The sequence below is a fragment of the Sphaerisporangium aureirubrum genome (assembly GCF_042658925.1).
Classification (GTDB): Bacteria; Actinomycetota; Actinomycetes; order Streptosporangiales; family Streptosporangiaceae; genus Sphaerisporangium; species Sphaerisporangium aureirubrum.
Window position 1 is genome coordinate 86,745 of the sequence record NZ_JBHSRF010000001.1, and the last position, 24,448, is coordinate 111,192.

General features: G+C 68.6%; 24 protein-coding genes and 1 pseudogene. 21 read left to right on the plus strand and 4 right to left on the minus strand.

All coding sequences use genetic code 11. The annotated features are described in order from the left end of the window. The first annotated feature begins 74 nt into the window (after positions 1-74). The 17 genes from ACFP1K_RS00415 (at position 75) to ACFP1K_RS00495 (ending at position 18,673) form a co-directional block, all read left to right on the plus strand. On the plus strand, positions 75-815 hold the full coding sequence (locus ACFP1K_RS00415) for a demethylmenaquinone methyltransferase (protein WP_380745822.1): 741 nt from the start codon (positions 75-77) through the stop codon (positions 813-815). A gap of 130 nt (positions 816-945) precedes the next feature. Beyond that, the gene (locus tag ACFP1K_RS00420) at positions 946-2,220 is read left to right on the plus strand and encodes a geranylgeranyl reductase family protein (protein WP_380745825.1); all 1,275 of its coding nucleotides are present in this window, start codon (positions 946-948) and stop codon (positions 2,218-2,220) included. A 115-nt stretch (positions 2,221-2,335) separates the two neighbouring features. Continuing rightward, the gene (locus tag ACFP1K_RS00425; RefSeq protein WP_380745829.1) at positions 2,336-2,695 is read left to right on the plus strand and encodes an NADH-quinone oxidoreductase subunit A; all 360 of its coding nucleotides are present in this window, start codon (positions 2,336-2,338) and stop codon (positions 2,693-2,695) included. Positions 2,696-2,734: 39 nt separating this feature from the next. Then, the gene (locus tag ACFP1K_RS00430) at positions 2,735-3,286 is read left to right on the plus strand and encodes a NuoB/complex I 20 kDa subunit family protein (protein WP_380745831.1); all 552 of its coding nucleotides are present in this window, start codon (positions 2,735-2,737) and stop codon (positions 3,284-3,286) included. Then, a complete protein-coding gene (locus ACFP1K_RS00435) occupies positions 3,283-3,960 on the plus strand; it encodes an NADH-quinone oxidoreductase subunit C (protein ID WP_380745833.1) in 678 nt (225 codons plus the stop codon). Before ACFP1K_RS00430 ends, ACFP1K_RS00435 begins: the two co-directional genes overlap by 4 nt. Then, a complete protein-coding gene (locus ACFP1K_RS00440; RefSeq protein ID WP_380745835.1) occupies positions 3,957-5,309 on the plus strand; it encodes an NADH-quinone oxidoreductase subunit D in 1,353 nt (450 codons plus the stop codon). Before ACFP1K_RS00435 ends, ACFP1K_RS00440 begins: the two co-directional genes overlap by 4 nt. Then, on the plus strand, positions 5,306-5,974 hold the full coding sequence (gene nuoE, locus ACFP1K_RS00445; RefSeq protein ID WP_380745837.1) for an NADH-quinone oxidoreductase subunit NuoE: 669 nt from the start codon (positions 5,306-5,308) through the stop codon (positions 5,972-5,974). The genes ACFP1K_RS00440 and nuoE overlap by 4 nt, the downstream gene beginning before the upstream one ends. After that, positions 5,971-7,260 carry an NADH-quinone oxidoreductase subunit NuoF gene (gene nuoF, locus ACFP1K_RS00450; protein WP_380745840.1) on the plus strand — a complete coding sequence of 430 codons (1,290 nt, stop codon included), beginning with the start codon at positions 5,971-5,973 and terminating at the stop codon, positions 7,258-7,260. The genes nuoE and nuoF overlap by 4 nt, the downstream gene beginning before the upstream one ends. Beyond that, on the plus strand, positions 7,257-9,668 hold the full coding sequence (locus ACFP1K_RS00455; RefSeq protein ID WP_380745843.1) for an NADH-quinone oxidoreductase subunit G: 2,412 nt from the start codon (positions 7,257-7,259) through the stop codon (positions 9,666-9,668). Before nuoF ends, ACFP1K_RS00455 begins: the two co-directional genes overlap by 4 nt. Next, a complete protein-coding gene (gene nuoH / locus ACFP1K_RS00460; RefSeq protein ID WP_380745845.1) occupies positions 9,665-11,035 on the plus strand; it encodes an NADH-quinone oxidoreductase subunit NuoH in 1,371 nt (456 codons plus the stop codon). The genes ACFP1K_RS00455 and nuoH overlap by 4 nt, the downstream gene beginning before the upstream one ends. Beyond that, on the plus strand, positions 11,022-11,537 hold the full coding sequence (nuoI, locus tag ACFP1K_RS00465; protein WP_380745847.1) for an NADH-quinone oxidoreductase subunit NuoI: 516 nt from the start codon (positions 11,022-11,024) through the stop codon (positions 11,535-11,537). Before nuoH ends, nuoI begins: the two co-directional genes overlap by 14 nt. Then, positions 11,530-12,372, plus strand: a complete 843-nt coding sequence (locus ACFP1K_RS00470) for an NADH-quinone oxidoreductase subunit J (RefSeq protein WP_380745849.1) — start codon at positions 11,530-11,532, stop codon at positions 12,370-12,372. The genes nuoI and ACFP1K_RS00470 overlap by 8 nt, the downstream gene beginning before the upstream one ends. Then, on the plus strand, positions 12,369-12,665 hold the full coding sequence (nuoK, locus tag ACFP1K_RS00475; protein ID WP_363915337.1) for an NADH-quinone oxidoreductase subunit NuoK: 297 nt from the start codon (positions 12,369-12,371) through the stop codon (positions 12,663-12,665). The genes ACFP1K_RS00470 and nuoK overlap by 4 nt, the downstream gene beginning before the upstream one ends. Positions 12,666-12,731: 66 nt before the next feature. Then, positions 12,732-14,585, plus strand: coding sequence for an NADH-quinone oxidoreductase subunit L (gene nuoL / locus ACFP1K_RS00480; protein ID WP_380746244.1), 1,854 nt, complete (start codon positions 12,732-12,734; stop codon positions 14,583-14,585). Beyond that, positions 14,585-16,114, plus strand: a complete 1,530-nt coding sequence (locus ACFP1K_RS00485) for an NADH-quinone oxidoreductase subunit M (RefSeq protein ID WP_380745851.1) — start codon at positions 14,585-14,587, stop codon at positions 16,112-16,114. The genes nuoL and ACFP1K_RS00485 overlap by 1 nt, the downstream gene beginning before the upstream one ends. Beyond that, the gene (gene nuoN, locus ACFP1K_RS00490; RefSeq protein ID WP_380745853.1) at positions 16,111-17,670 is read left to right on the plus strand and encodes an NADH-quinone oxidoreductase subunit NuoN; all 1,560 of its coding nucleotides are present in this window, start codon (positions 16,111-16,113) and stop codon (positions 17,668-17,670) included. Before ACFP1K_RS00485 ends, nuoN begins: the two co-directional genes overlap by 4 nt. 7 nt (positions 17,671-17,677) lie before the next feature. Then, positions 17,678-18,673 carry a polyprenyl synthetase family protein gene (locus ACFP1K_RS00495; RefSeq protein ID WP_380745855.1) on the plus strand — a complete coding sequence of 332 codons (996 nt, stop codon included), beginning with the start codon at positions 17,678-17,680 and terminating at the stop codon, positions 18,671-18,673. Here ACFP1K_RS00495 and rarD read toward each other — a convergent pair. Further along, on the minus strand, positions 18,649-19,584 hold the full coding sequence (gene rarD, locus ACFP1K_RS00500; protein WP_380745857.1) for an EamA family transporter RarD: 936 nt from the start codon (positions 19,582-19,584) through the stop codon (positions 18,649-18,651). The genes ACFP1K_RS00495 and rarD overlap by 25 nt on opposite strands. 143 nt (positions 19,585-19,727) lie before the next feature. Here rarD and msrA point away from each other — a divergent pair, with 143 nt between their 5' ends. The 3 genes from msrA (at position 19,728) to ACFP1K_RS00515 (ending at position 21,377) form a co-directional block, all read left to right on the plus strand. Next, complete coding sequence (gene msrA, locus ACFP1K_RS00505; RefSeq protein ID WP_380745859.1) at positions 19,728-20,390, plus strand: peptide-methionine (S)-S-oxide reductase MsrA; 663 nt, start codon at positions 19,728-19,730, stop codon at positions 20,388-20,390. Between the two features lie 283 nt (positions 20,391-20,673). Further along, complete coding sequence (locus ACFP1K_RS00510) at positions 20,674-20,985, plus strand: hypothetical protein (protein WP_380745861.1); 312 nt, start codon at positions 20,674-20,676, stop codon at positions 20,983-20,985. Beyond that, the gene (locus tag ACFP1K_RS00515; protein WP_380745863.1) at positions 20,961-21,377 is read left to right on the plus strand and encodes a PIN domain-containing protein; all 417 of its coding nucleotides are present in this window, start codon (positions 20,961-20,963) and stop codon (positions 21,375-21,377) included. The genes ACFP1K_RS00510 and ACFP1K_RS00515 overlap by 25 nt, the downstream gene beginning before the upstream one ends. A 205-nt stretch (positions 21,378-21,582) precedes the next feature. Here the strand turns inward: ACFP1K_RS00515 and ACFP1K_RS00520 are convergent, their stop codons facing one another. From ACFP1K_RS00520 to ACFP1K_RS00530, 3 genes are all read right to left on the minus strand, one after another. Continuing rightward, positions 21,583-22,017: a type II toxin-antitoxin system VapC family toxin gene (locus ACFP1K_RS00520; RefSeq protein ID WP_380745865.1), complete on the minus strand. Its 435-nt coding sequence runs from the start codon at positions 22,015-22,017 to the stop codon at positions 21,583-21,585. 552 nt (positions 22,018-22,569) lie between these two features. Beyond that, positions 22,570-22,851, minus strand: a complete 282-nt coding sequence (locus ACFP1K_RS00525) for a hypothetical protein (protein WP_380745867.1) — start codon at positions 22,849-22,851, stop codon at positions 22,570-22,572. Positions 22,852-22,892: 41 nt separating this feature from the next. Beyond that, on the minus strand, positions 22,893-23,198 hold the full coding sequence (locus tag ACFP1K_RS00530) for a hypothetical protein (RefSeq protein WP_380745869.1): 306 nt from the start codon (positions 23,196-23,198) through the stop codon (positions 22,893-22,895). Positions 23,199-23,677: 479 nt separating this feature from the next. Between ACFP1K_RS00530 and ACFP1K_RS00535 the strand changes: the two are divergent. Continuing rightward, positions 23,678-23,779, plus strand: a pseudogene (locus tag ACFP1K_RS00535) (peptide-methionine (S)-S-oxide reductase MsrA); the annotation flags it as partial. Positions 23,780-24,448 lie beyond the last annotated feature (669 nt).

A 24,448-nucleotide genomic window follows, 5' to 3' on the forward strand; every position in this document is an offset into this window, starting at 1 on the left:
GCCAAGTCCTAGCAGACGGAGCGTGATGACGCGGTCACTTTAGGTCGATCGCCCGGCCCCACTAAGCTGATTGCATGACACGTGCATCCCTGGACAAACAGCCGCGGGAGATCGCGGCGATGTTCGATCGCACGGCCCGGCGCTACGACCTGGTCAACGACGTCCTGTCGCTCGGCCAGGACCGCCTCTGGCGCAAGGCGACCGCCGCGGTGGTCGACGCCGGCCCCGGAGAGCTCGTCCTGGACCTCGCCGCCGGCACGGGCACCTCGACCGACGCCTTCACCGTCCTCGGGGCACGGGCCATCGCGTGCGACTTCTCCCTCGGCATGCTGCGCGCGGGCGCCGAGCGCCACGGCGGCTCGGGCGTCTCCCGTGAGGCGGGTGGGAAGGGCGGCGTCGCGTTCGTCGGGGGTGACGCGCTGAAACTTCCATTCGGCGACGACGTCTTCGACGCCGTGACGATTTCCTTCGGCCTGCGCAATGTCCAGGACACCGAGGCGGCGCTGCGCGAGATGCTGCGGGTCACGCGTCCGGGCGGGCGCCTGGTGGTGTGTGAGTTCTCCCGGCCGCCGATCAAGTCGTTCGACCTCGTGTACAGCCAGTACCTCATGAAACTCCTGCCCCCGGTGGCCCGCGCGGTCAGTTCGAACCCCGACTCCTACGTCTATCTCGCCGAGTCGATCCGCGCCTGGCCCGACCAGGCGGGGCTGGCGGCGATCGTCCGGCGGGCGGGCTGGGAGGGCGTCGGGTGGCGCAATCTTTCCTTCGGTATCGTCGCCTTGCACAGGGGTGTCAAACCGACGGCGGGGGAGTAGGTAAGCTCCTTCTGACATAGGGCAGGGAAAAGGGCTAGACTTCCGCCGGACAAGTTTGTGAAGTGGTTCACAAAGGCACGAAGGCCCCACACTTCCCAAGGCCCTCGACACCCAGGACAGGACAGGTCCCGTGAGCGAGTCAGCCCCCGCGGCGGACGCCGACATCATCGTCGTCGGCGCCGGACCAGCGGGTTCGACCACGGCCTATTACCTCGCACAGGCCGGCTTCGACGTGCTGCTGCTGGAGAAGAGCCGTTTCCCCCGCGAAAAGGTCTGTGGGGACGGGCTGACACCACGCGCGGTGAAAGAACTGATCGCGATGGGCGTCGACATCGACGCCCCCGGATGGATCAGGAACAAGGGCCTCCGCGTGATCGGCGGCGGCCTGCGCCTGGAGATCCCCTGGCCCGAGCTGTCGAGCTATCCCGACTTCGGCCTGGTCCGCACCCGCCTCGACTTCGACGAGATCCTCGCCGCGCGCGCCGAGGCCGGCGGGGTCACCCTGCTGCAGGGCGTCAACGTCACCGGCCCGGTGCTGGACCCCCGCAGCGACCACATCGTCGGGGTGACCGCCAAGCGGGACGGCGAGACGGTGACGTACCGCTCGCGCCTGGTCGTCGCGGCCGACGGCAACTCCACGCGGCTGTCGCTGTCGATGGGCCTGCACCGGCGCGAGGATCGGCCCATGGGCGTCGCCGTGCGCACCTACTTCACCAGCCCCCGGCACGAGGACGAGTGGCTGGAGTCGTGGCTGGAGCTGTGGGACACCGCCGACGACGGCACCGCGCGGCTGCTGCCCGGGTACGGCTGGGTGTTCGGCGTCGGCGACGGCACCAGCAACGTCGGCCTCGGCCTGCTCAACACCAGCGAGGCGTTCCAGAACCTCGACTACCGCGACCTTCTCCGCCGCTGGGTGAAGAACATGCCGTCCGAGTGGGGCTTCACCGAGGAGAACATGACCGGCCCGGTGCGCGGCGCCGCGCTGCCGATGGCGTTCAACCGGCAGCCGCACTACACCCGCGGGCTGGTGCTGGTGGGCGACGCCGGCGGCATGATCAACCCGTTCAACGGCGAGGGCATCGCGTACGCCATGGAGACCGGCAGGATCGCCGCGGACGCCATCGTCACCGCGCTGGCCGCCGGCACGTCGGCCCAGCGTGAGCGCCTGCTCCGCGCCTATCCGGACATCCTGAAGGACGCCTACGGCGGCTACTTCACCCTCGGGCGGCTGTTCGTCCAGGCGATCGGAAAACCCGGTGTGATGGGCTTCCTGACACGGCACGGGCTCCCGCACCCCACTCTGATGCGGTTCGCGCTGAAGCTCCTTGCTAATCTCACGGACCGGCGGGGTGACGCGTCAGACCGGCTCATCAACGCCCTGTCCAAGGTGACGCCACCGGCATGACCAGACACCCGGAACGAAGACAGATGATCGCCCTGCCTAGACTCAGCAACCGATCGAGAGGCGCCCGCGCGCTCGGAACCGGCAGACCCACGAGACACAGAGGAGACGCATAGCGATGGAACTGTACGTGCCGATCGTGGTGCTGGCGGTTCTCGCGGCCGGCTTCGCGGTCTTCTCCGTGGGCATCGCGCCCTTCACGGGGCCCAAGCGCTGGAACCGCGCGAAGCTCGACGCCTACGAATGCGGCATCGAGCCGACACCGCAGCCCGTGGGCGGCGGCCGGTTCCCGCTCAAATACATGATCACCGCCATGCTCTTCATCGTGTTCGACATCGAGATCATCTTCTTGTACCCGTGGGCGGTCGCCTTCGACGATCTCGGCGTCTTCGGTTTGGTCGAGATGGTGCTGTTCATCGTCACCGTCCTGGTCGCGTACGCCTACGTGTGGCGCCGTCGCGGCCTGGACTGGGACTGAGAGGCGGCGTGCCGATGGCGCGCGGGAGGAAGCACTGACATGGGTCTCGAAGAGAAACTGCCGAGCGGGTTCGTCCTGTCCACGGTGGAGCAGGCGGCGGGCTGGGCGCGCAAGAACTCGGTCTGGCCGGCCACGTTCGGCCTGGCCTGCTGCGCCATCGAGCTGATGGCGACCGGCGGGCCGAACCACGACCTGGCGAGGTTCGGCATGGAGCGGGCCTCCGCCTCGCCGCGCCAGGCCGACCTGATGATCGTCGCCGGGCGGCTGTCGCAGAAGATGGCGCCGGTGCTGCGCCAGATCTACGACCAGATGGCCGAGCCGAAGTGGGTCATCGCGATGGGCGTGTGCGCCTCCAGCGGCGGCATGTTCAACAACTACGCGATCGTGCAGGGCGTCGACCACGTCGTGCCGGTGGACATCTACCTGCCGGGCTGCCCGCCCCGCCCCGAGATGCTCATCGACGCCATCGTCAAGCTGCACGACAAGATCCAGAACACGAAGTTCGGCGCGCACCGCGCCAAGCAGATCGACGAGCTGGAGCAGCAGGCTCTGCGGTCGCTTCCGCTCATCGATCAGGGGAGCCCGAAATGAGCACCGACAACCTTCCCGGGGTGCCGGAGGAGCCTGTCGCGCGGCACGGCATGTTCGGCGTCACCGGCACCGGTGACACCTCCGGGTACGGCCGCCTGGTCGTGCGCCGCCCGCCGAAGCCCGGGACCGCCCGGCCGTACGGCGGCTACTTCGACGAGCTGGCCGACGCGCTGGAGCAGGCGGCGGGCGAGGCGTTCGGCGCCATGGTGGAGCGGGTCGTGGTGGACCGGGGCGAGCTCACCCTGCACGTGGCGCGCGAGCACCTGACCGACGTCATGAGCCACCTGCGCGACGACGCCGCGCTGCGCTTCGAGCTGTCGCTCGGCGTCTCCGGCGTGCACTACCCCGAGGAGACCGGCGCCGAGCTGCGCGCGGTCTACCACTTGTGCTCGATCACCCACAACCGCCGTGTCCGGGTCGAGGTCTCCTGCCCCGACGCCGATCCGCACGTGCCCTCCACGGTGTCGATCTACCCGACCCACGACTGGCACGAACGCGAGACCTACGACTTCTTCGGCATCGTCTTCGACGGACATCCGGCGCTGACCCGCATCGAGATGCCCGACGACTGGGACGGCCACCCGCAGCGCAAGGACTACCCGCTCGGCGGCATCCCGGTGGAGTACCGCGGCGCCACCATCCCGGCGCCGGACCAGAGGAGGTCGTACGCATGACCACCGTCCACGACGGCGACACCGCGCGCCACGACGACGACGCGACCGAGGGCCGGGTCTACAACGTCAACGGCCAGGACTGGGACCAGGTCGTCGGCGCGGTCAACGAGTCCTCCGAGGAGCGCCTCGTCATCAACATGGGCCCCCAGCACCCGTCGACCCACGGCGTGCTGCGGCTCGTGCTGACCCTGGACGGCGAGACCGTCACCGAGGCCCGCACCGTCATCGGCTACCTCCACACCGGCATCGAGAAGAACATGGAGTACCGGACGTGGACCCAGGGGGTCACGTTCGTCACCCGCATGGACTACCTCTCGCCGATCTTCAACGAGGCGGCGTACTGCATGGCGGTCGAGCAGCTGCTCGGCATCACCGACCGGGTGCCGGCGCGGGCGCAGGCGATCCGGGTCATGATGATGGAGCTCAACCGCATCTCCTCCCACCTGGTGGCCATCGCGACCTTCGGCCTGGAGCTCGGCGCCACCACGCCCATGCTGTTCGGCTTCCGCGAGCGCGAGCTGGTGCTCGACCTGTTCGAGTACATCACCGGCCTGCGCATGAACATGGCGTACGTCCGGCCGGGCGGCGTCTCGGTGGACCTCCCCGCCGGCGCGGTCGACAAGATCGGTGAGTTCCTCAAGCTCATGCCGGGCCGCATCAAGGAGATGCGCAAGCTCCTCGACGCCAACCCCGCGTACACCCGGCGCACCAAGGACGTCGCCTACCTCGACCTCACCGGCTGCATGGCCCTCGGCATCACCGGCCCCATGCTGCGCGCGGCGGGCCTGCCCTGGGACCTGCGCAAGTCGCAGCCGTACAGCGGGTACGAGACCTACGACTTCGACGTGCCGACGCAGACCTCCTGCGACGTCTACGGCCGCTACCTCGTGCGGGTGGCCGAGATGGAGGAGTCGCTCAAGATCATCAGCCAGTGCCTGGACCGGCTCTCCGGCTCCGAGCTCAAGGGCAAGCCGGTCATGATCGAGGACAAGAAGATCGGATGGCCCGCGCAGCTGGCGCTCGGCCCCGACGGCCTCGGCAACTCCCCCGACCACATCGCGCACATCATGAGCTCCTCCATGGAGGCGCTCATCCACCACTTCAAGCTGGTCACCGAGGGCTTCCGGGTCCCCGCCGGCCAGGCGTACGTCGCGGTGGAGTCGCCGCGGGGCGAGCTCGGGGCGCACGTGGTCAGCGACGGGGGCACCCGGCCGTACCGCGTGCACTTCCGCGACCCGTCCTTCACTAATCTGCAGGCGGTGCCCGCCACCTGCGAAGGCGGCATGGTTGCCGACGTCATCGCCGCGGTCGCGTCCATCGACCCGGTCATGGGAGGTGTGGACCGGTGACGACCTACTCGCCGGAAGTCCGAGAGCGTCTCGAACGCGACGCCAAAGAGATCATCGGCCGCTACCCGAAGACCCGTTCGGCGCTGCTGCCGCTGCTCCATCTGGTGCAGTCGGAGGAGGGCTACGTCTCCGACGCCGGGCAGGAGTTCTGCGCCGAGATGCTCGGGCTCACCAAGGCCGAGGTCACGGGCGTGGCGACGTTCTACACGATGTACAAGCGCAAGCCCGCGGGTGAGTACCACGTCGGCGTCTGCATCAACTCGCTGTGCGCGATCATGGGCGGCGACCAGATCTGGGAGGAGCTCACCGAGCACGCCGGCATCGGCAACGGCGAGACCTCCGCGGACGGCCGGGTGTCGCTGGAGCGGCTGGAGTGCAACGCCGCCTGCGACTTCGCGCCGGTCATGATGGTCAACTGGGAGTTCTTCGACAACCAGACCCCCGAGTCGGCCAAGCAGCTCGTCGACGACCTGCGCGCCGGCAAAGAGGTCAGGCCCACCCGCGGCCCCGGGCGCCTGTGCTCGTTCAAGGAGGCCTCGCGGGTGCTGGCCGGCCTGCCGGACGGCCTGGCGGGCGACGGCCCGTCGGCGGCCGGCCCGTCGCTGGAGGGGCTCAAGATCGCCAAGGCCAACGGCTGGACGGCGCCGAAGGGGGCCTCGGAATGACCACGCTGACTCCGGTCCTCACCGCGAACTGGGACCAGGCCGACTCCTTCACCATCGACGGCTACGGGGAGTACGCCGCGGCGCGCAAGGCGCTCGGCACGGACCCCGACGCCATCATCAAGGCCGTGAAGGACTCCGGGCTGCGCGGGCGCGGCGGCGCGGGCTTCCCCACCGGCATGAAGTGGGGCTTCATCCCGCAGGGCGACGGCAAGCCCCACTACCTCGTGGTCAACGCCGACGAGTCCGAGCCGGGGACCTGCAAGGACATCCCGCTCATGATGGCCAACCCCCACTCGCTGGTCGAGGGCGTCATCATCACGTCCTACGCCATCCGCGCCAACCAGGCCTTCATCTACATCCGCGGCGAGGTGCTGCACGTCGTCCGCCGGGTGCAGGCGGCCGTGCGCGAGGCGTACGAGAAGGGCTACCTCGGCACCGACATCCTCGGCTCGGGGTACGACCTGGAGCTGGTCGTGCACACCGGCGCGGGCGCCTACATCTGCGGCGAGGAGACGGCGCTGCTGGACTCGCTGGAGGGCTACCGGGGTCAACCTCGCCTCAAGCCCCCCTTCCCCGCGGTCGCGGGTCTTTACGCGTGTCCCACCGTCATCAACAACGTCGAGTCGGTGGCCAGCGTTCCCAGCATCGTCTCCAACGGCGCCGACTGGTTCGCCGGCATGGGCACCGAGCGGTCCAAGGGCTTCGGCATCTTCTCGCTCAGCGGCCACGTCACCCGCCCCGGGCAGTACGAGGCGCCGCTCGGCATCACGCTGCGCGAGCTGCTCGACATGGCGGGCGGCGTGCGGGCCGGGCACCGGCTCAAGTTCTGGACCCCCGGCGGCTCCTCCACCCCGATCTTCACCGACGAGCACATGGACGTGCCGCTCGACTTCGAGTCGGTCGGCGCCAAGGGCTCGATGCTCGGCACCCGCGCCCTGCAGATCTTCGACGAGACGACCTGCGTGGTGCGGGCCGTGCTGCGGTGGACCGAGTTCTACGCCCACGAGTCCTGCGGCAAGTGCACGCCGTGCCGGGAGGGCACCTACTGGCTCAAGCAGGTGCTGCGGCGGCTGGAGAAGGGCCAGGGCACCGAAGAGGACCTGACCACCATCACCGACATCGCCGACAACATCCTCGGCCGGTCGTTCTGCGCCCTCGGTGACGGCGCCACCAGCCCGATCCACTCGTCGGTCAAGCACTTCCGCGACGAATACCTCAAGCACTTCGAGATCGGCGGATGTCCGTTCGACCGGGCGGCGTCCACTGTGTGGGGGGCCACCGCATGACCGTTCAGACGACGCCGGAAGGGCAGCTCGAGCAGCCCGTCGAGATGGTGAACCTCACCATCGACGGCTTCCAGATCTCCGTGCCCAAGGGCACGCTGCTGATCAGGGCCGCCGAGCTGCTCGGCATCCAGATCCCGCGCTTCTGCGACCACCCCCTGCTGGAGCCGGTCGGCGCCTGCCGCCAGTGTCTGGTGACCGTCGAGGGCATGCCCAAGCCGGCCGCCTCGTGCACCATCACCTGCACCGAGGGCATGGTCGTGCAGACCCAGCTCACCTCGCCGGTGGCCGAGAAGGCGCAGCGCGGCGTGATGGAGTTGCTGCTGATGAACCACCCGCTCGACTGCCCGGTCTGCGACAAGGGCGGCGAGTGCCCCCTGCAGAACCAGGCCATGTCGAACGGCCAGGGCGAGTCGCGGTTCACCGAGGCCAAGCGCACCTTCGAGAAGCCGATCCCGCTGTCCACCGAGGTGCTGCTGGACCGCGAGCGCTGCATCCAGTGCGCCCGCTGCATCCGGTTCTCCGACGAGATCGCGGGCGACCCGCTGATCGACTTCTTCGAGCGGGGCGCCGAGGAGCAGGTCGGCGTCGCGAACGGCGAGCCGTTCCAGTCGTACTACTCCGGCAACACCGTGCAGATCTGCCCGGTCGGCGCGCTGACCGGCGCCGCCTACCGGTTCCGGGCCCGGCCGTTCGACCTGGTGTCGACGCCGAGCGCCTGCGAGCACTGCGCGAGCGGCTGCTCCCTGCGCACCGACCACCGCCGCGGCCGGGTCACCCGCCGCCTGGCCGGGGACGACCCGCAGGTCAACGAGGAGTGGAACTGCGACAAGGGCCGGTGGGCGTTCTCCTACGCCACCCAGCCCGACCGGCTGCGCAACCCCCTGGTCCGCGACGAGACCGGCCACCTGCGGCCCGCCTCCTGGCCCGAGGCCCTCGCCGCCGTGGCCGAGGGGCTCGCGCGCGCCCGGGGCCGGGCCGGCGTGCTGGTCGGCGGCCGGGCCACCGTCGAGGACGCCTACGCCTACGCCAAGTTCGCCAGGGTCGCGCTCGCCAGCAACGACGTCGACTTCCGTGCCCGCCCGCACTCGCAGGAAGAGGCCGAGTTCCTCGCGCACGTGGTCGCGGGCAAGGGCATCGAGGTCTCCTACGCCGACCTCGAGAAGGCGCCCGCCGTCCTGCTCGCCGGGTTCGAGCCCGAGGAGGAGTCGCCGATCGTCTTCCTGCGCCTGCGCAAGGCGTGGCGCAAGCACGGCCTGCGGGTCTTCTCCATGGCGCCGTTCGCCACCGAGAGCCTCGCCAAGATGGGCGGCACGCTGCTGCGCACCCTGCCGGGCGCGGAGGCCGAGGCCATCGGCGGCCTGATCTCCGACTCCTCGCCCTCGGCCGAGGCGCTGAAGACCTCCGGGGCGATCATCCTGGTCGGGGAGCGGCTCGCCACCTCGCGCGGCGCGCTGTCGGCCATCGTCCGGCTGGCGGCCGTGACCGGCGCCCGGCTGGCCTGGGTGCCCCGCCGGGCCGGTGAGCGCGGCGCCGTCGAGGCGGGCGCGCTGCCCGGCCTGCTGCCGATCGGGCGCCCGGTGACCGACGAGGCCGCCCGCGCCGAGGTGGCCCGCGCCTGGAACGTCTCCTCCATCCCGGCCGCGCCGGGCCGCGACACCACCGCCATCCTGGCCGCCGCGCTGGACGGCGACCTGGACGCGCTGGTGATCGGCGGCGTGGACCCCTACGACCTGCCCGACCCCGAGGCCGCCCTCGCGGCCCTGGAGAACACCCCGTTCGTCGTCTCGCTGGAGATGCGCGCCAGCGCCGTCACCGACCGCGCCGACGTGATCCTGCCCGTCGCCGCCGTGTCGGAGAAGAGCGGCACGTTCGTCGACTGGGAGGGCCGCGGCCGCAGCTTCGAGCGGGCCATCGAGGTCCCCGGCGTCCTGAGCGACCTCGCCGCCATCGGCGCGATCAGCGACCACATGGACGTCCACCTCGGGCTGCCGGACACCGCCGCCGCCCGCCGCGAGCTGACCGCCCTCGGCGCCTGGCGTGGCGCCCGGCCGAGCGGCCCCGCCGTCACCGGTGGCACGCACGCCGACCCGAAGGCCGGTCAGGCCGTGCTGGCGAGCTGGCACCTGCTGCTCGACTCCGGCCGCCTGCAGGACGGCGAGCCGTACCTCTCGGGCACCGGCAGGGCGGTCGAGGCACTGCTGTCGGAGACCACGGCCGCCGAGATCGGCGTCGTTTCCGGCGGTAAGGTCACGATCACCACGGAAGGCGGTACGGTCAGCCTGCCCGTGCGGGTGGCCGACCTGCCCGACCGCGTCGTGTGGGTGCCGGCCAACTCGGCCGGGTGCTCGGTGACCCGGGACCTGCGCGCGGTGGCCGGGGACGTCGTCGAGATCGGGAGCGCGGAATGACTCTTCTGTTGGCCAACCCGGCTAACCCAGCCGACCCGGTCGGGCCGACCCTGGCCGACTTCGGCAAGGATCCGTTGTGGATCTCCATCATCAAGGCGCTGTTCATCTTCGTCTTCCTGATGATGGGTGTGCTGTTCGGCGTGTGGACCGAGCGCAAGCTCATCTCGCGCATGCAGCACCGCTACGGTCCGAACCGCGCCGGGAAGTTCGGCCTGCTGCAGTCGGTGGCCGACGGCATCAAGATGGGCCTGAAGGAGGACATCCTCCCGCGGACCGTCGACAAGGTCATCTACATCCTCGCGCCGATCATCATCGCGGTCCCGGCCTTCCTGTCCTTCTCCGTCATCCCGTTCGGGCCGATGGTGTCGATGTTCGGGGTGCGCACGCCGCTCCAGCTCACCGACCTCCCGGTCGCGGTGCTCGTGGTGCTCGCCATGGCCTCCATCGGCGTGTACGGCATCGTGCTGGCCGGCTGGGGCTCGCGCTCGCCGTACGCCGTGCTCGGCGGGCTGCGCTCCACGGCGCAGGTGATCTCCTACGAGATCGCGATGGGGCTCTCGTTCGTGGCGGTGTTCATCTTCGCCGGCACGCTGTCGACGTCCGAGATCGTGGCCGCGCAGGCCGAGGGCCGCAGCTTCGCGCTGCTCGGGCTCGACATCCCGCTGCCGTCCTGGTACGCCGTGCTGCTCATCCCGTCCTTCCTGATCTACGTGATCACGATGCTCGGCGAGACCAACCGCGTGCCCTTCGACCTTCCCGAGGGCGAGGGCGAGCTGGTCGGTGGCTTCCACACCGAGTACTCCTCGTCGCTGAAGTTCGCGATGTTCATGCTGGCCGAGTACGTCAACGTGTTCACCGTGTCCGCGCTGAGCATCACGTTGTTCCTCGGCGGGTGGCGGGCCCCGTGGCCGATCTCGCTGTGGGACGGCGCCAACGTCGGCTGGTGGCCGATGTTGTGGTTCTTCATCAAGCTCGTGCTGCTGTTCGCCTTCTTCATCTGGGTGCGCGCCTCGCTGCCCCGCATCCGCTACGACCAGCTCATGGCCTTCGGCTGGAAGGTGCTGATCCCGCTGAACCTCGCGTGGATCCTGCTCGTGGCCAGCTTCCGGGCCCTGCAGGTCCCGCAGGGGCAGCGGAACCTCGCGATGGTCATCGCGGCGGTGGTCGTGGTCGGATGCCTGGCGATCTACTTCTGGTTCGACACGGTCAACCAGCGCCGCAGGGAGGCCAGGGCCGAAGAGGTCCAGGCCGAGTTCGAGCAGCTGAGCACGGAGCCCACCGCGGGCGGGTTCCCGGTGCCGGCGCTGGACCTGCCGCACTACCACGGCGTCAACGGACGCAAGGAGGTCCCCAGTGGGACTAACTGATTTCCTGAACCCCGTGAAGGGGTTCGGCGTGACCTTCCACCACATGTTCAAGAAGCCGGTGACGACCAACTACCCGGAGGAGAAGCGGCCGACCGCGCCCCGGTTCCACGGTCGCCACCAGCTGAACCGGTGGCCGGACGGTCTGGAGAAGTGCATCGGGTGCGAGCTGTGCGCCTGGGCCTGTCCGGCGGACGCGATCTTCGTCGAGGGTGCGGACAACACCGACGACGAGCGCTACTCCCCGGGCGAGCGGTACGGCAGGACGTACCAGATCAACTACCTGCGGTGCATCCTGTGCGGGCTGTGCATCGAGGCGTGCCCGACACGGGCGCTCACCATGACGAACGAGTACGAGCTCGCCGACTCCAGCCGTGAGAGCCTGATCTACACCAAGGAGATGCTGCTCGCGCCGCTGTCCGAGGGCATGGAGCAGCCGCCGCACCCCATGCGGCTCGGCGAGACCGAAGAGGACTACTACCGGTTGGGCCGTAGCAATGGGTGAGACCATCACGTTCTGGGTGCTGGCCGTCGTCTCGGTGGCCGCCGCGTTCGGGCTCGTCTTCAGCAGGAAGGCGGTCTACTCCGCCCTGATGCTGGGCGTCGTCATGCTCTCGTTCGCGGTGCTCTACGCCGTCCAGGACGCTCCCTTCCTCGCCGTGGTGCAGATCATCGTGTACACCGGTGCGGTCATGATGCTCTTCCTGTTCGTGCTGATGCTCGTCGGCGTCGACTCCTCCGACTCGCTGGTCGAGACGATCAGGGGGCAGCGGTTCTGGGCGTTCGTCGCCGGGCTCGGCTTCGCCGTGCTGCTGGCGGCCGGCCTCGGCAACGTCGCGTTCGCGGGCGCGGCGGGCCTCGGCGGCGCGGTGCAGAAGCAGGGCGGCAACGTCCCGTCGCTGGCCGAGCTGATCTTCTCCCGGTACGTCTTCGCGTTCGAGGTCACCTCCGCGCTGCTCATCACCGCCGCGCTCGGCGCGATGGTGCTGGCGCACCGCGAGCGGAGCACGCCCAAGGCGACCCAGAAGGACCTGTCGCGCGCCCGGTTCCTCGGCGGCCACCCCACCCCGCTGCCCGGCCCCGGCACCTACGCCCGGCACAACGCCATCGACATGCCGGCGCTGCTGCCGGACGGCACGGTGTCGGAGCTGTCGGTCAACCGGGTCATCGCCCGGCACGACGTGGAGGACAGCCACCTGCCGGACGACCCGCGGCTCGCCCAGGCGATCAGGAACGTCGCCGCCGGGCCCAAGGACGCCACGACCCCCGCCGAGGCGGAGAGCCAGGCCGCGACGCGGATCGTCACCGCCGAGGGTCACGTCGAGGAGGAAGGCAAGTGACCACCCACTACCTGGTGCTCTCCGCGCTGCTGTTCGCCATCGGCGGCGTCGGCGTGCTGGTGCGCCGCAACGCCATCGTGGTGTTCATGTGCGTGGAGCTGATGCTCAACGCCTGCAACCTGGCCTTCGTCACGTTCGCCCGGCAGCACGGCAACCTCGAGGGCCAGGTGATCGCGTTCTTCGTGATGATCGTGGCCGCGGCCGAGGTCGTCGTAGGTCTGGCGATCATCGTGACGATCTTCCGAACCCGCAGGTCCGCGTCGGTCGACGACGCCAACCTGCTGAAGTACTAAGAGGTGGCCGTGGAACCCGCTGAGATCATCCAGCACTCCGGTGGAGTGGTCGGCGTCTCCTGGCTGATGATCGCCCTGCCGCTGCTCGGCGCGGCGATCCTGCTGCTGGGCGGCCGCCGCACCGACCGCTGGGGGCACCTCCTCGGCGTCGCCATGTCGCTGGCGTCGTTCGTGGTCGCCGCGCTCGTCCTCTTCGACCTGCTCGGCTTCGGGGCCGACCAGCGCCGCAGGCTCGTCGAGCTGTACGACTTCCTGCCCGCCGGCGCGTCGCTCCAGGTGAAGATGGGCCTGCTGCTGGACCCGCTGTCGATCTCGTTCGCCCTGCTGATCACCGGTGTCGGGTCGCTGATCCACATCTACTCGGTCGGCTACATGGCCCACGACCCGGGCCGGCGGCGGTTCTTCGGCTACCTGAACCTCTTCGTCGCCGCGATGCTCCTGCTGGTGCTGGCCGACAACTACCTCGGCCTGTACATCGGCTGGGAGGGCGTGGGCCTGGCGTCGTACCTGCTGATCGGCTTCTGGCAGCACAAGCCGACGGCCGCGACGGCCGCCAAGAAGGCGTTCGTCGTCAACCGCGTCGGTGACATGGGCCTGGCGCTCGGCATCTTCGTGATCTTCACGACGTTCGGCACCATCTCCTTCGGCCCGGTGTTCGCGCACGCCTCCGAGGCCTCCCAGGGCACGCTCACCCTGATCGGCCTGGCGCTGCTGCTCGGCGCGTGCGGCAAGTCCGCGCAGCTGCCGCTGCAGTCCTGGCTGCTGGACGCCATGGAGGGCCCGACCCCGGTCTCCGCGCTCATCCACGCGGCCACCATGGTCACCGCCGGGGTTTACCTCGTGGTCCGCTCCGGGGCCATCTTCGAGGGGGCGCCCACCGCGCAGCTCGTCGTCACCATCGTCGGCGTGGCCACGCTGCTCGCCGGTGCGATCATCGGTACCGCCAAGGACGACATCAAGAAGGCCCTGGCGGGCTCCACGATGTCGCAGATCGGCTACATGATGCTCGCCGCGGGCCTCGGCCCGATCGGGTACGCCCTGGCGATCGCCCACCTGATCGCGCACGGCTTCTTCAAGGCTTCCATGTTCCTCGGCGCGGGCTCGGTGATGCACGCGATGAACGACGAGGTCGACATGCGCAAGTACGGCGGCCTGTCCTCGGTCATGAAGATCACCTGGATCACGTTCGGGCTCGGCTACCTCGCCATCATCGGCTTCCCGCTGCTGTCGGGGTACTGGACCAAGGACGGCATCATCGAGGCCGCGATGGAGCACAGCCCCATCCTCGGCTGGCTCGCGGTCGTCGGCGCCGGCATCACCGGCTTCTACATGTCGCGGCTGTTCTTCATGACCTTCCACGGCACCCGCCGCTGGGAGAAGGACGCCCACCCGCACGAGTCGCCCGCCGTGATGACCTGGCCGCTGATCGTCCTGTCCATCGGCTCGGTGTTCGGCGGCGCGTACCTCATCGTCGGCAACCGCTTCATGGAGTTCCTGTCGCCCGCCGTCGGGCGGCCCGAGGAGCTACCGGTGTTCCACGCGCTCAGCGTTCCCGGCCTCGCCACCCTGGCGCTGGTCGCGATCGGCGCGGTGTACGCCTGGCTGCGGTACGGCCGGGCGCCGGTGCCCGCCGTCGCCCCGCGCGGGTCGTTCCTCACGGTCTTCGCCCGGCGCGACCTGTACGGTGACGCGCTGAACGAGGCGCTGTTCATGCGTCCCGGCCAGTGGCTGACGCGGCTCGCGGTGTTCTTCGACAACCGCGGCATCGACGGCCTCGTCAACGGGCTCGCGGCGACGATCGGCGGCACGTCCGGCCGGCTGCGCCGCGTGCAGACCGGGTTCGTCCGCTCGTACGCCTTGTCGATATTCTTCGGTGCCGCTCTCCTGGTCGGCGCACTGTTCTTCGTAGGGAACCTGTGATGCCCTGGCTCTCAATCCTGATGGGCGTGCCCGTGGTGGGCGCGCTGGCGGTCGCGGCGGTGCCCAAGGGCAACGCCAAGCTCGCCAAGCAGCTCACGCTCGCGGTGTCGCTGGTCGTCCTGGCGCTCACGCTCGCCATGGCGTCCCAGTTCGACCCGTCGGGCGCGCGCCAGCAGTTCAGCGAGGTCCACCAGTGGATCCCGTCGTTCGGCGTCCACTACGCCGTGGCCGTCGACGGGATCGCGCTGGTGCTGATCGCGCTGGCCGTGGTGCTGGTGCCGATCGTGGTGCTGGCCTCCTGGCACGACGCCGAGCGGTCGGACGCCAAGCGGTCGGTCAAGACGTACTTCGCGCTGATCCTGGTGCTCGAGGCGATGATGATCGGCGTCTTCGCGGCGACCGACGTCTTCCTGTTCTACGTGTTCTTCGAGGCCATGCTCATCCCGATGTACTTCATGATCGGGTCGTACGGCGGGGCGCAGCGGTCGTACGCGGCGGTCAAGTTCCTGCTGTACTCGCTGTTCGGCGGCCTGCTCATGCTGGTCGCGGTGATCGCGCTGTACCACGTCGCGGCCAAGGGCACGTTCCTGCAGCCCGAGCTGATCGGGGCCGTCACCGACCCGGCGACGCAGAAGTGGCTGTTCCTCGGCTTCTTCATCGCCTTCGCGGTCAAGGCCCCGCTGTGGCCGTTCCACACCTGGCTGCCCGACGCCGCCGCGCAGGCGCCCGCCGGGGCGGCCGTGCTGCTGGTCGGCGTGCTCGACAAGGTCGGCACCTACGGCATGCTGCGGTTCTGCCTGGAGCTGTTCCCCGACGCCGCCAAGTTCTTCACGCCGGTGATCATCGCGCTGAGCGTGATCGGCATCGTGTACGGCGCGGTCGTGGCCATCGGGCAGACCGACATGAAGCGGCTCATCGCGTACACCTCGATCTCGCACTTCGGCTTCATCACGATGGGCGTGTTCGCACTGACCGCCGACGCGGGCTCCGGCGCCACGCTGTACATGGTGAACCACGGCTTCTCCACCGGGGCGCTGTTCCTGCTGGCCGGCTTCCTGATCAACAGGCGAGGGTCGCAGTACATCGCGGACTACGGAGGGGTGCAGAAGGTGGCCCCGGTGCTCGCGGGCACCTTCCTGGTCGCCGGCCTGTCGTCGTTGTCGCTGCCCGGCCTGTCCACGTTCGTCAGCGAGTTCCTGGTGCTGATCGGCACCTTCGAGCGGTACGTCGTGCCCGGCGTCATCGCGCTGGCCGGCATGGTCCTCGCGGCCGTGTACATCCTGTGGATGTACCAGCGCATGATGGGCGGCCCCACGGCCGAGAGCGTGCGCGGGATGCCCGACCTGAACCTCCGCGAGAAGATCGTGATCGCGCCGCTCATCGCGCTGCTCATCGGGTTCGGCTTCTTCCCCAAGCCGCTGCTCGACGTGATCAACCCCGCGGTCAAGCACACTCTCACCAGCGTGCAGGCGCCGCAGTTCACTCCGGCCATACCCGCGGCTGCCGACCAGAAGGGGCCAGGAGAATGAGCCTGCTCGCCTTCGAGCCCATCACCTCGCCGACCATCGAGTACGGGACGCTGTCCCCGATGCTCCTGGTGTTCGGCGCGGCCATCGCCGGTGTGCTCGTCGAGGCGTTCACGCCTCGCTACCTGCGCAAATCCCTGCAGATGCCCATCACGCTGCTGTCGCTGATCGGCGCGTTCGCGCTGACCGTGTGGCAGGGCACCCAGGGCGTGCGCGAGGCCGCCGCCATGGGCGCGGTCGCGGTGGACGGGCCGTCCCTGTTCATCTGGGGCGCCATCCTGCTGCTGGCGATCGTCAGCGTGCTGCTCGTCAACGACGACGACCACTTCGTCGCCCAGGCGTCCGCCGTGCCCGGCAGCGCCGAGGAGGACCAGGCGCTCAGCCAGGGCGGCGCGCACACCGAGATCTACCCCTTGGTGCTGTTCGCCGTCGGCGGCATGATGCTGTTCCCGGCCTCCAACGACCTGCTGATCATGTTCGTGGCCCTTGAGGTCATGTCCCTGCCGCTGTACCTCCTGTGCGGCCTGGCCCGGCGCCGTCGTCTCCTGTCCCAGGAGGCGGCGATGAAGTACTTCCTGCTCGGCGCCTTCTCGTCGGCGTTCTTCCTGTACGGCACCGCGCTGCTGTACGGCTTCGCGGGCTCGGTCGACCTCGGCGCCATCGAGCAGATGATCGGCACGCACCTCGGCCAGGACAACCTGCTGTACATCGGCATCGCGATGCTCGGCGTCGGGCTGCTGTTCAAGATCGGCGCCGCGCCCTTCCAGGCGTGGAAGCCGGACGTGTACCAAGGCTCGCCCACGCCGATCACCGCGCTGATGGCGTCCGGCACGCTGATCGCCGCGTTCGGCGCGCTGCTGCGGGTGTTCTGGGTCGCGCTCGGCAACCTGGACGAGATGTGGCAGCCGGTGTTCTGGGCCGTCGCCATCCTCACCATGGTGATCGGCGCCATCCTGGCGATCACCCAGACCGACATCAAGCGCATGCTGGCGTACTCCTCGATCGCGCACACCGGCTTCCTGCTGGTCGCGGTGGTGGCCACCGGGTCGCTGAAGCAGAACGCCGCGGCTCTCGGCGGCATCCTGTTCTACCTCGTGGCCTACGGCTTCGCGACGGTCGGCGCCTTCGCGGTCGTCACCATGGTGCGCGACGCGGGCGGCGAGGCCGGGCACCTGTCCCGGTGGGCCGGGCTCGGCAAGAGGTCGCCCGCGCTGGCTGGAATTTTCGCGTTGTTCCTCCTGGCATTCGCCGGCATTCCGCTTACTTCTGGATTCTTCGGGAAGTATGCAGTTTTCGCCCCCGCAGTGGCGGGGGGCGCGACCGGCCTGGTCATCGTGGGTGTGGTCACCTCGGCGATGGCGGCGTTCTTCTACGTCCGCGTCATCGTGCTGATGTTCTTCAGCGACCCCGCCCCCGAGGGTCCGACCATCGCGGTGCCCAGCATGGGGACCGCGGCTGTGGTCGCCCTTTCGGCTGCGGCTACCGTAGTCCTCGGGGTCTTCCCGCAGCCGGTGCTCGACCTGGCGCACTCGGCCGCGCAGTCGTTGTTCGTTCGTTAGGAGTCTCATGGCCGCGCCGCCCGTTGTCGACCTGCCTTTCATCGACGAGGGATTGGCAGCGGACATCGCCAGCGGTCTCGACGCCGTCGAGAAGCTGCTGCGGGCCTCCGCCGACAGTGAGGACGCCTTCGTCGCGGAGGCGTCCAAGCACCTCATCGAGGCGGGGGGCAAGCGCTTCCGCGCGATGATCGTGCTGCTGGCGTCGCACTTCGGCGACCCTAGCGCCCCGGGCGTCGTGCCCGGGGCCGTGGTGATCGAGCTGACCCACCTGGCGACGCTCTACCACGACGACGTGATGGACGAGGCCCCGGTGCGCCGGGGCTCCCCGTCCGCCAACGCCCGGTGGGACAACACCGTGGCCATCCTCACCGGCGACTACCTCTTCGCCCAGGCGTCCGAGATCCTCGCCGACCTCGGGCCCGAGCTGGTGCGCATCCAGGCCCGCACGTTCTCCCGGCTGGTCCGCGGCCAGATCCGCGAGACCATCGGCCCGCGCCCCGGCGTCGACGACATCACCCACTACCTCGAGGTGCTGGCCGACAAGACCGGCTCGCTCATCGCCACCTCCGGCCGCTTCGGCGCGATGCTGGCCGGGGCGCCGGCCGCCGTGGTCGAGCGGCTCACCAGGGCCTGCGAGGCGATCGGCGTCGCGTGGCAGCTCGGTGACGACCTGCTGGACGTCGCGTCCTCGGCCGGGGAGAGCGGCAAGACGCCCGGCACCGACCTGCGCGAGGGCATCCGCACCCTGCCGGTGCTGTACGTCCAAGCCGCGGGCGCCTCCGGCAACCCCCGGCTGCGCGAGCTGCTCGCCGGCCCGGTGCCCGAGGAGCACGTCGAGGAGGCGGTGACGCTGCTGCGCGCCGACCCCGCGATGGACCGCGCCCGCGCCGAGCTGATGTCCTGGGTGGAACGGGCCCGGCTGGACCTCCTGGCCCTGCCCGACATCCCCGCCCGCGAGGCCCTCCTCGCGCTGTGCGCCTACGTGGCCGACCGTTCCGGCTGAGGCACCCGCTCCACAAGCGGTACGGCCACGTGCCGTACCGCTCGGGCGTGGCGCAGGCCCTCCCAGCTGAACACCGCCAGCGCCAGCCAGATCACCGCGAAGCCGATCCAACGGCTCGCCGGCATGACCTCCCGGGCCACCAGGACCCCGCACAGGAACTGCAGGATCGGCGCGATGTACTGCAACAGTCCAAGCGTGCTGAGCGGCACCCGGATGGCCGCCGAGGTGAACAGCATCAGCGGCACCGCCGTCACCACGCCCGCACCGGCCAGCAGCACCGCGTGCCAGAGCCCGAACCGCGCGAAGGTCGCCTCACCCTGGATCTCCAGGAAAAGCAGGTAGCCGAGCGCCGGCCCGAGCAGCAGCACCGTCTCCACCGCCAGGCTCTCCGCGGCCCCGACCCCCACGGACTTCTTGATCAGCCCGTACGTCCCGAAGCTCACCGCCAGCACCAGCGCGATCCACGGCGGCCGCCCGTGGTCCACGGTCAGCACGAGCACCGCCAGCGTCCCGAGCCCCACCGCGACCCACTGCCAGCGCCGCAGCCGCTCCCGGAACACGACCACACCGAACAGCACGTTCACCAGGGGGTTGATGAAGTACCCGAGCGAGCTCTCCACGACGTGCCCGCTGTTCACCGCGTAGATGTACACGCCCCAGTTCACCGACACGAACATCGCGGCGAGGGCCAGCAGCAGTATCGTCTTCGGCCGCCGGACGATGTCCCTGATCCAGGCCCAGTGCCGCCGCACCAGCAGCACGGCGAGCACGGCGACCAGCGACCAGGCCATACGGTGCGCGAGGATCTCCACGGCCCCCGAGGGCTGGAGCAGAGGCCAGTACAGAGGGAAGAGCCCCCACAGGGTGTACGCTGCCGCACCGAACAGGACACCACGTCGTGAGTCAGGCATAATCCCCATCTTCCCTTGTGCTCTCCTTAACCACAAATAAGTAACTCTTGCCCAACCGTTAAGGAACACTAATCCCAGGGAACAAGTCGGACCCCACACTGGTTGCTGAGACTGCAACCCCTGATACCAACGGAGGTGCCCTGATGGGTTGGCTCTTCGGCAAGAACAAGACGTCCATGGTCACCCCCGACGAAGCGCTCCCCGGCCGCGCGGACGCGATCCCCCTCCCCGCGCGCCACGCCGTCCTGGACGCCCCCCTGGCCCCGCCCTACCCCGAGGGCACCGAGATCGCCGACTTCGGCCTGGGCTGCTTCTGGGGCGCCGAGCGCAAGTTCTGGCAAACCCCCGGTGTGGTGACCACCCTGGTCGGCTACCAGGGCGGCCACACCCCCAACCCCACCTACGAAGAGGTCTGCACCGGCCTGACCGGCCACACCGAGGCCGTCCGCGTCGTCTACAACCCCGCCGAAGTCTCCTACGAGGAACTCCTCAAGGTCTTCTGGGAGGCCCACGACCCCACCCAGGGCATGCGCCAGGGCAACGACGTAGGCACCCAGTACCGCAGCGCCATCTACACCCACACCGAGTCCCAGCAAAAGTCCGCCGAAACCACCCGCCACACCTACCAGCAGTCCCTAACCCAAGCCGGCCACCCCGAAATCACCACAGAAATCCGCCCAGCCCCCACCTTCTACCCGGCCGAGGAGTACCACCAGCAGTACCTATACAAGGTCCCCAACGGCTACTGCGGCATAGGCGGCACCGGCGTGAGCTGCCCCATCGGCCTCACCACCGGCGAAGCCTGATCCTCTTCCAGACGGGGCCGTACCCCTTCCCGGGGTACGGCCCCGCTGTCATAAGGCCCTCCGCAGGAAAATGGCCCTCGCTTCGCTCGGACTGTGACATTGGGGCTCCCGCCCCAAACCCCAAGGCAGGGGCTCCGCCCCCCACACCCCCGAACCCGTAAGTAGGTCTGCCCGCGGTCGTCTGGGCTCGGGTGATCGCTGGAGTGCGTCACGTGCGTGCGCAGTGCATGACGCTCCGTTCGGAAGGCGAGTGATTTGCTACTCGAAGTAGTAAGATTGCTCCATGAGTCTGCCTGAACGAGCTTTTCCGCCAGGGGAGGGGCCGGCGGCCAAGGTCAGTGTTTCCCTGCGTGTCGGCAACATCCGCGCCGTCAAGGAACGTGTCGGTGCCCGCGGCTTCTCCGCCTACGTGGACGCCGCCGTGGAGCGTCAAATCGAGCGGGACCTGCTGGAGGAGGCGCTCCAGGCCAACGAACAGGAGAACGGCCCGATTCCTCAGCACTTCCGTGACGAGGCGGAGGATCTGTTCCGCAGCGTGAAATCCGCTCCCGAGTTGCAGGAGGACAGCGGATGGCACGCGCACGAAGCAAGCTGAGCGCCGGGACCGTCATCCTGGACTCCGAAGGCCTCTCCAAGTGGTGTGCGGCCGATCAGCGTGTCACCGCGATCATCCGAGAGGCACAGAGCAACGATTTCCGCGTCGCTGTCAGCGCTCTGACGCCTATCGAAGCCTTTGACACCCGTGTGACGAACGACCGCCTGCGCTGGCACCTGTCGCGCTTGCGCGTAGAGCCGATGACCGAGGATGTCTCCGTCCATGCGCTGGATCTGCTCCGTGCCACCGGTCTCCACGGCCACAAGTATGCGATCGACGCCGTCGTCGCCGCCACCGCCCTTCGCTCCATCCGCCCGGTCGTCATCCTCACGTCAGACGATGACGACATGAGCAAGCTTTGCGGCAAAACAGTCCGCCTAGTCCGTGTGTAGCGCCGACAAATTGCCGCCCTGGCAATACCACTACCACCAGCAGTACCTCTACAAGGTCCCCAACGGCTACTGCGGCATAGGCGGTACCAACGTCAAGCTAGGTGACCCATCCGAGTGGGCCGCCTGCCAGACGGCCTGGTCCCGATCAACGAGTAGCCTTCACAGATCTCGCTGTACGGCTCGCGCTCAACTCCTGGGCGTGGGCTCAGTCCTCAGGCAAGATCACAAGCCGTTCGCCCTTGGGAAGATGGCGAGGAGCGATGATCTGATAGTCGCGTCGATCGAGTGTCGCGACCTCACGCAGATCGAAGCGCTCCGCCAGAGCTACCACGCAAGCATCGACTGCTTGTAGTTTCAACGAAGCGTAGGCCGACATCAGCTCTGACATCCGGCGATAGTCATGCGGAGTCACCTCGATCACGCGAAGTTCGTCGTCGGCGATGGCCGCGCAGAACCCGGCGGCCAGGACTGGGCTGCCGCGGCGCACCGGGTCCGACAGCAGATGACAGATCTCTGTGACCGCCAGGGAAGGCACGACCAAGCGGGCCCAGTGCCGGGTGAGGAACCGCAAACAGCGCTGGTGATCGTTGTCGGCTCTGTTGAAGGCGGCGACCAGTGGACCTGTGTCGCAGAGGATCACGCTGTGGCAACCCCGCCGGACTCCTCATGGTGAGGATACGAGAGATACCGATCATGATGGGCGGCTAGATCCGCTGGCCCTTGGAGCGCACCGACCAACCCCGCGAGATGCCGCGGTAGTCGCATCTCCTCAGAGGCATCCTCGGACACCCCTGAGCCATCGTGGTCGAACTGCATGCTCCCAGTGTACGCAGTGCCCTTCGCCTGAACACGGTATCTGTACAAGGTCCCCCACGGCTACTGCGGCATCGGCGGCACCGGCGTTACCTGCCCCATCGGCCTCACCACCGGCGAAGCCTGATCGATCGAGCTAGGGGCCGCACCCATCCGGGTGTGGCCCCTCAGTCATGTGTGCGGCTCCGCCCGGAAATGGCCCTCGCTCCGCTCGGACTGTCTTCATTGGGGCTCCGGCCCCAAACCCCAAGGCGGGGGCTCCGCCCCCCACCCCCAACCCGTGATGCACGAGGTCCTACGCAAGAAGGGGCTGCGTACAGGCCGGTTGGATAGGGCGACATTCCTGGCCGCGACGCGGGTGATCGGTGATCTGGGAGTCCTAGTCCATGTCTGCGATGTGGATCGGGTCCAGAGAGCTGCTGGCCTGGCCGTCGATTACTCCCTTCGTCTTTTCGACGCCCTGTTCGTCCAGGCTGCACTGGAACGGCGGCTCCCATTGCTGACAACAGACGCGAAGCTGGGCCGCGCGATCAACCACGTCGTTCCAGTCGAACTCCTTCGGGGTGTCACGGCGTAGCGCCGACCCAGCCCCACCGGGCGCCTGAGCATCACTCTCGGACAGTGATGTATCGACCTGACAGGCATCGAACCTCCAGCGCATGTTCTCCTGGTGGAGGCATGCGCAAACCTGCTGAATCTTGATCAGTCGACGCACATCGCCTGGTGGGTGGACCGGAAGACCCATGTGCCGCCACCCGGAGAAGCATAGGTCAGCATCGTGTTATAGGTCCCAGGGGTGCAGTCGTGGCCGACCGCGAGAACGGACTGCCGGGCCCGCTGTTCGGCCGCCGCCAATCCGGCCGCGTAGGTGCTGCCTGCCCCCGTAGCAGTGGCGTTGCGGGGAGTGTCGTAGCCGTCGGCGTGCGCGGCCACAGACGCGGCGGCCAGGCCGACTGCCATCACCGCTGAGACGAGGCCGATCCGGCGGAGCCAAGTGACTTCTTGCATGCTTCTCCTTATGGGGGACGGGTATTTGATCGATCAACATAGGTCTAGCGCGGATCGATACAGCGCGGTATTGACCACTCGGCCACAAGACTCTGGCAACAGTTGTCCTCATGATGGAGCAAACGGCTAATACGGCAGCCGCCATTTGCAGGGTGAGCTGGGAAAATACGCCCCACTCTGCGCGATCTTGTGACGGGAATGCGGCATGACGAGAGCAGCGCCGACCCTGTGCGCTACGAGACGTCCGATCTGGAACCAGTGAGGCGGTCAGGGGTTGGGACGAGTCGTGCCCGCACGCCCTGGCCGACACACGTCGATGCTTCGAGGTGCTTCGTGCTGATCCGCGCTCACGCTCCAGCCACGACCGTCAACATCGGCCTCGTCGAGATCTCGCGACTCACCGACACAATGGCCAATATCTGGAGCACGCTATCGAGAAGCACACCGCCAGACAGTGCGATCTATCGCCCTGGCGATACGACTACCACCAGCAGTACCTGTACAAGGTCCCCAACGGCTACTGCGGCATAGGCGGCACCGGCGTGAGCTGCCCCATCGGCCTCACCACCGGCGAAGCCTGATCCTCTTCCAGACGGGGCCGTACCCTCGGGGTACGGTCCCGCTGTCATAAGGTCCTCCGCAGAAAAATGGCCCTCGCTTCGCTCGGACTGTGACATTGGGGCTCCCGCCCCAAACCCCAAGGCAGGGGCTCCGCCCCCAAACCCCAAGGCAGGGGCTCCGCCCCCACACCCCCGAACCCGGCGTGCATGGACTACGGGAAGCCGATCAGTCGTCCAGCAAGACCGTTAGCCGTTGCCCCCTCAGGAGATGACGAGGAGCTACGACCAGATGATCGCGTCGATCGAGAGTCGCGACTTCACTCAGGTCGAAGCACTCTGCCAGAGCTACTACACAAGCATCGACGGCCTGAAGTCCCAGAGAGGCGTAGACCCAGAGCAATTCCGACGTCCGGCGAAGTCGTGCGGAGTCACCTCGATCACACGAAGTTCATCATCGGCGATGGCCGCACAGAACTCGGCCGCAAGGACTGGACTGCCACGCCGTACCGGGTCAGAGAGCAGGTGACAGATCTCCGTCACCGCCAGGGACGGCACGACCAGCCGAGTCCTGGTCTGCCACCGAACACCCTCGACGCGCGACGCGCTACGCCGAGACCTGGAGGCGGATGCTGAGCAGGTCACTGCCGATTTCAGATGGCAGGCCTCTTCGGTCCGACAGCCGGGAGAGTG

Coding starts and splice junctions, on each gene's coding strand:
- ACFP1K_RS00415 (WP_380745822.1), top strand. CDS start 75: ATGACACGTGCATCCCTGGACAAACAGCCGCGGGAGATCGCGGCGATG.
- ACFP1K_RS00425 (WP_380745829.1), top strand. CDS start 2,336: ATGGAACTGTACGTGCCGATCGTGGTGCTGGCGGTTCTCGCGGCCGGC.
- ACFP1K_RS00430 (WP_380745831.1), top strand. CDS start 2,735: ATGGGTCTCGAAGAGAAACTGCCGAGCGGGTTCGTCCTGTCCACGGTG.
- ACFP1K_RS00435 (WP_380745833.1), top strand. CDS start 3,283: ATGAGCACCGACAACCTTCCCGGGGTGCCGGAGGAGCCTGTCGCGCGG.
- ACFP1K_RS00440 (WP_380745835.1), top strand. CDS start 3,957: ATGACCACCGTCCACGACGGCGACACCGCGCGCCACGACGACGACGCG.
- nuoF (WP_380745840.1), top strand. CDS start 5,971: ATGACCACGCTGACTCCGGTCCTCACCGCGAACTGGGACCAGGCCGAC.
- ACFP1K_RS00455 (WP_380745843.1), top strand. CDS start 7,257: ATGACCGTTCAGACGACGCCGGAAGGGCAGCTCGAGCAGCCCGTCGAG.
- nuoH (WP_380745845.1), top strand. CDS start 9,665: ATGACTCTTCTGTTGGCCAACCCGGCTAACCCAGCCGACCCGGTCGGG.
- ACFP1K_RS00470 (WP_380745849.1), top strand. CDS start 11,530: ATGGGTGAGACCATCACGTTCTGGGTGCTGGCCGTCGTCTCGGTGGCC.
- nuoL (WP_380746244.1), top strand. CDS start 12,732: ATGATCGCCCTGCCGCTGCTCGGCGCGGCGATCCTGCTGCTGGGCGGC.
- ACFP1K_RS00485 (WP_380745851.1), top strand. CDS start 14,585: ATGCCCTGGCTCTCAATCCTGATGGGCGTGCCCGTGGTGGGCGCGCTG.
- nuoN (WP_380745853.1), top strand. CDS start 16,111: ATGAGCCTGCTCGCCTTCGAGCCCATCACCTCGCCGACCATCGAGTAC.
- ACFP1K_RS00495 (WP_380745855.1), top strand. CDS start 17,678: ATGGCCGCGCCGCCCGTTGTCGACCTGCCTTTCATCGACGAGGGATTG.
- rarD (WP_380745857.1), bottom strand. CDS start 19,584: ATGCCTGACTCACGACGTGGTGTCCTGTTCGGTGCGGCAGCGTACACC.
- msrA (WP_380745859.1), top strand. CDS start 19,728: ATGGGTTGGCTCTTCGGCAAGAACAAGACGTCCATGGTCACCCCCGAC.
- ACFP1K_RS00510 (WP_380745861.1), top strand. CDS start 20,674: ATGAGTCTGCCTGAACGAGCTTTTCCGCCAGGGGAGGGGCCGGCGGCC.
- ACFP1K_RS00515 (WP_380745863.1), top strand. CDS start 20,961: ATGGCACGCGCACGAAGCAAGCTGAGCGCCGGGACCGTCATCCTGGAC.
- ACFP1K_RS00525 (WP_380745867.1), bottom strand. CDS start 22,851: ATGCGCTGGAGGTTCGATGCCTGTCAGGTCGATACATCACTGTCCGAG.
- ACFP1K_RS00530 (WP_380745869.1), bottom strand. CDS start 23,198: ATGCAAGAAGTCACTTGGCTCCGCCGGATCGGCCTCGTCTCAGCGGTG.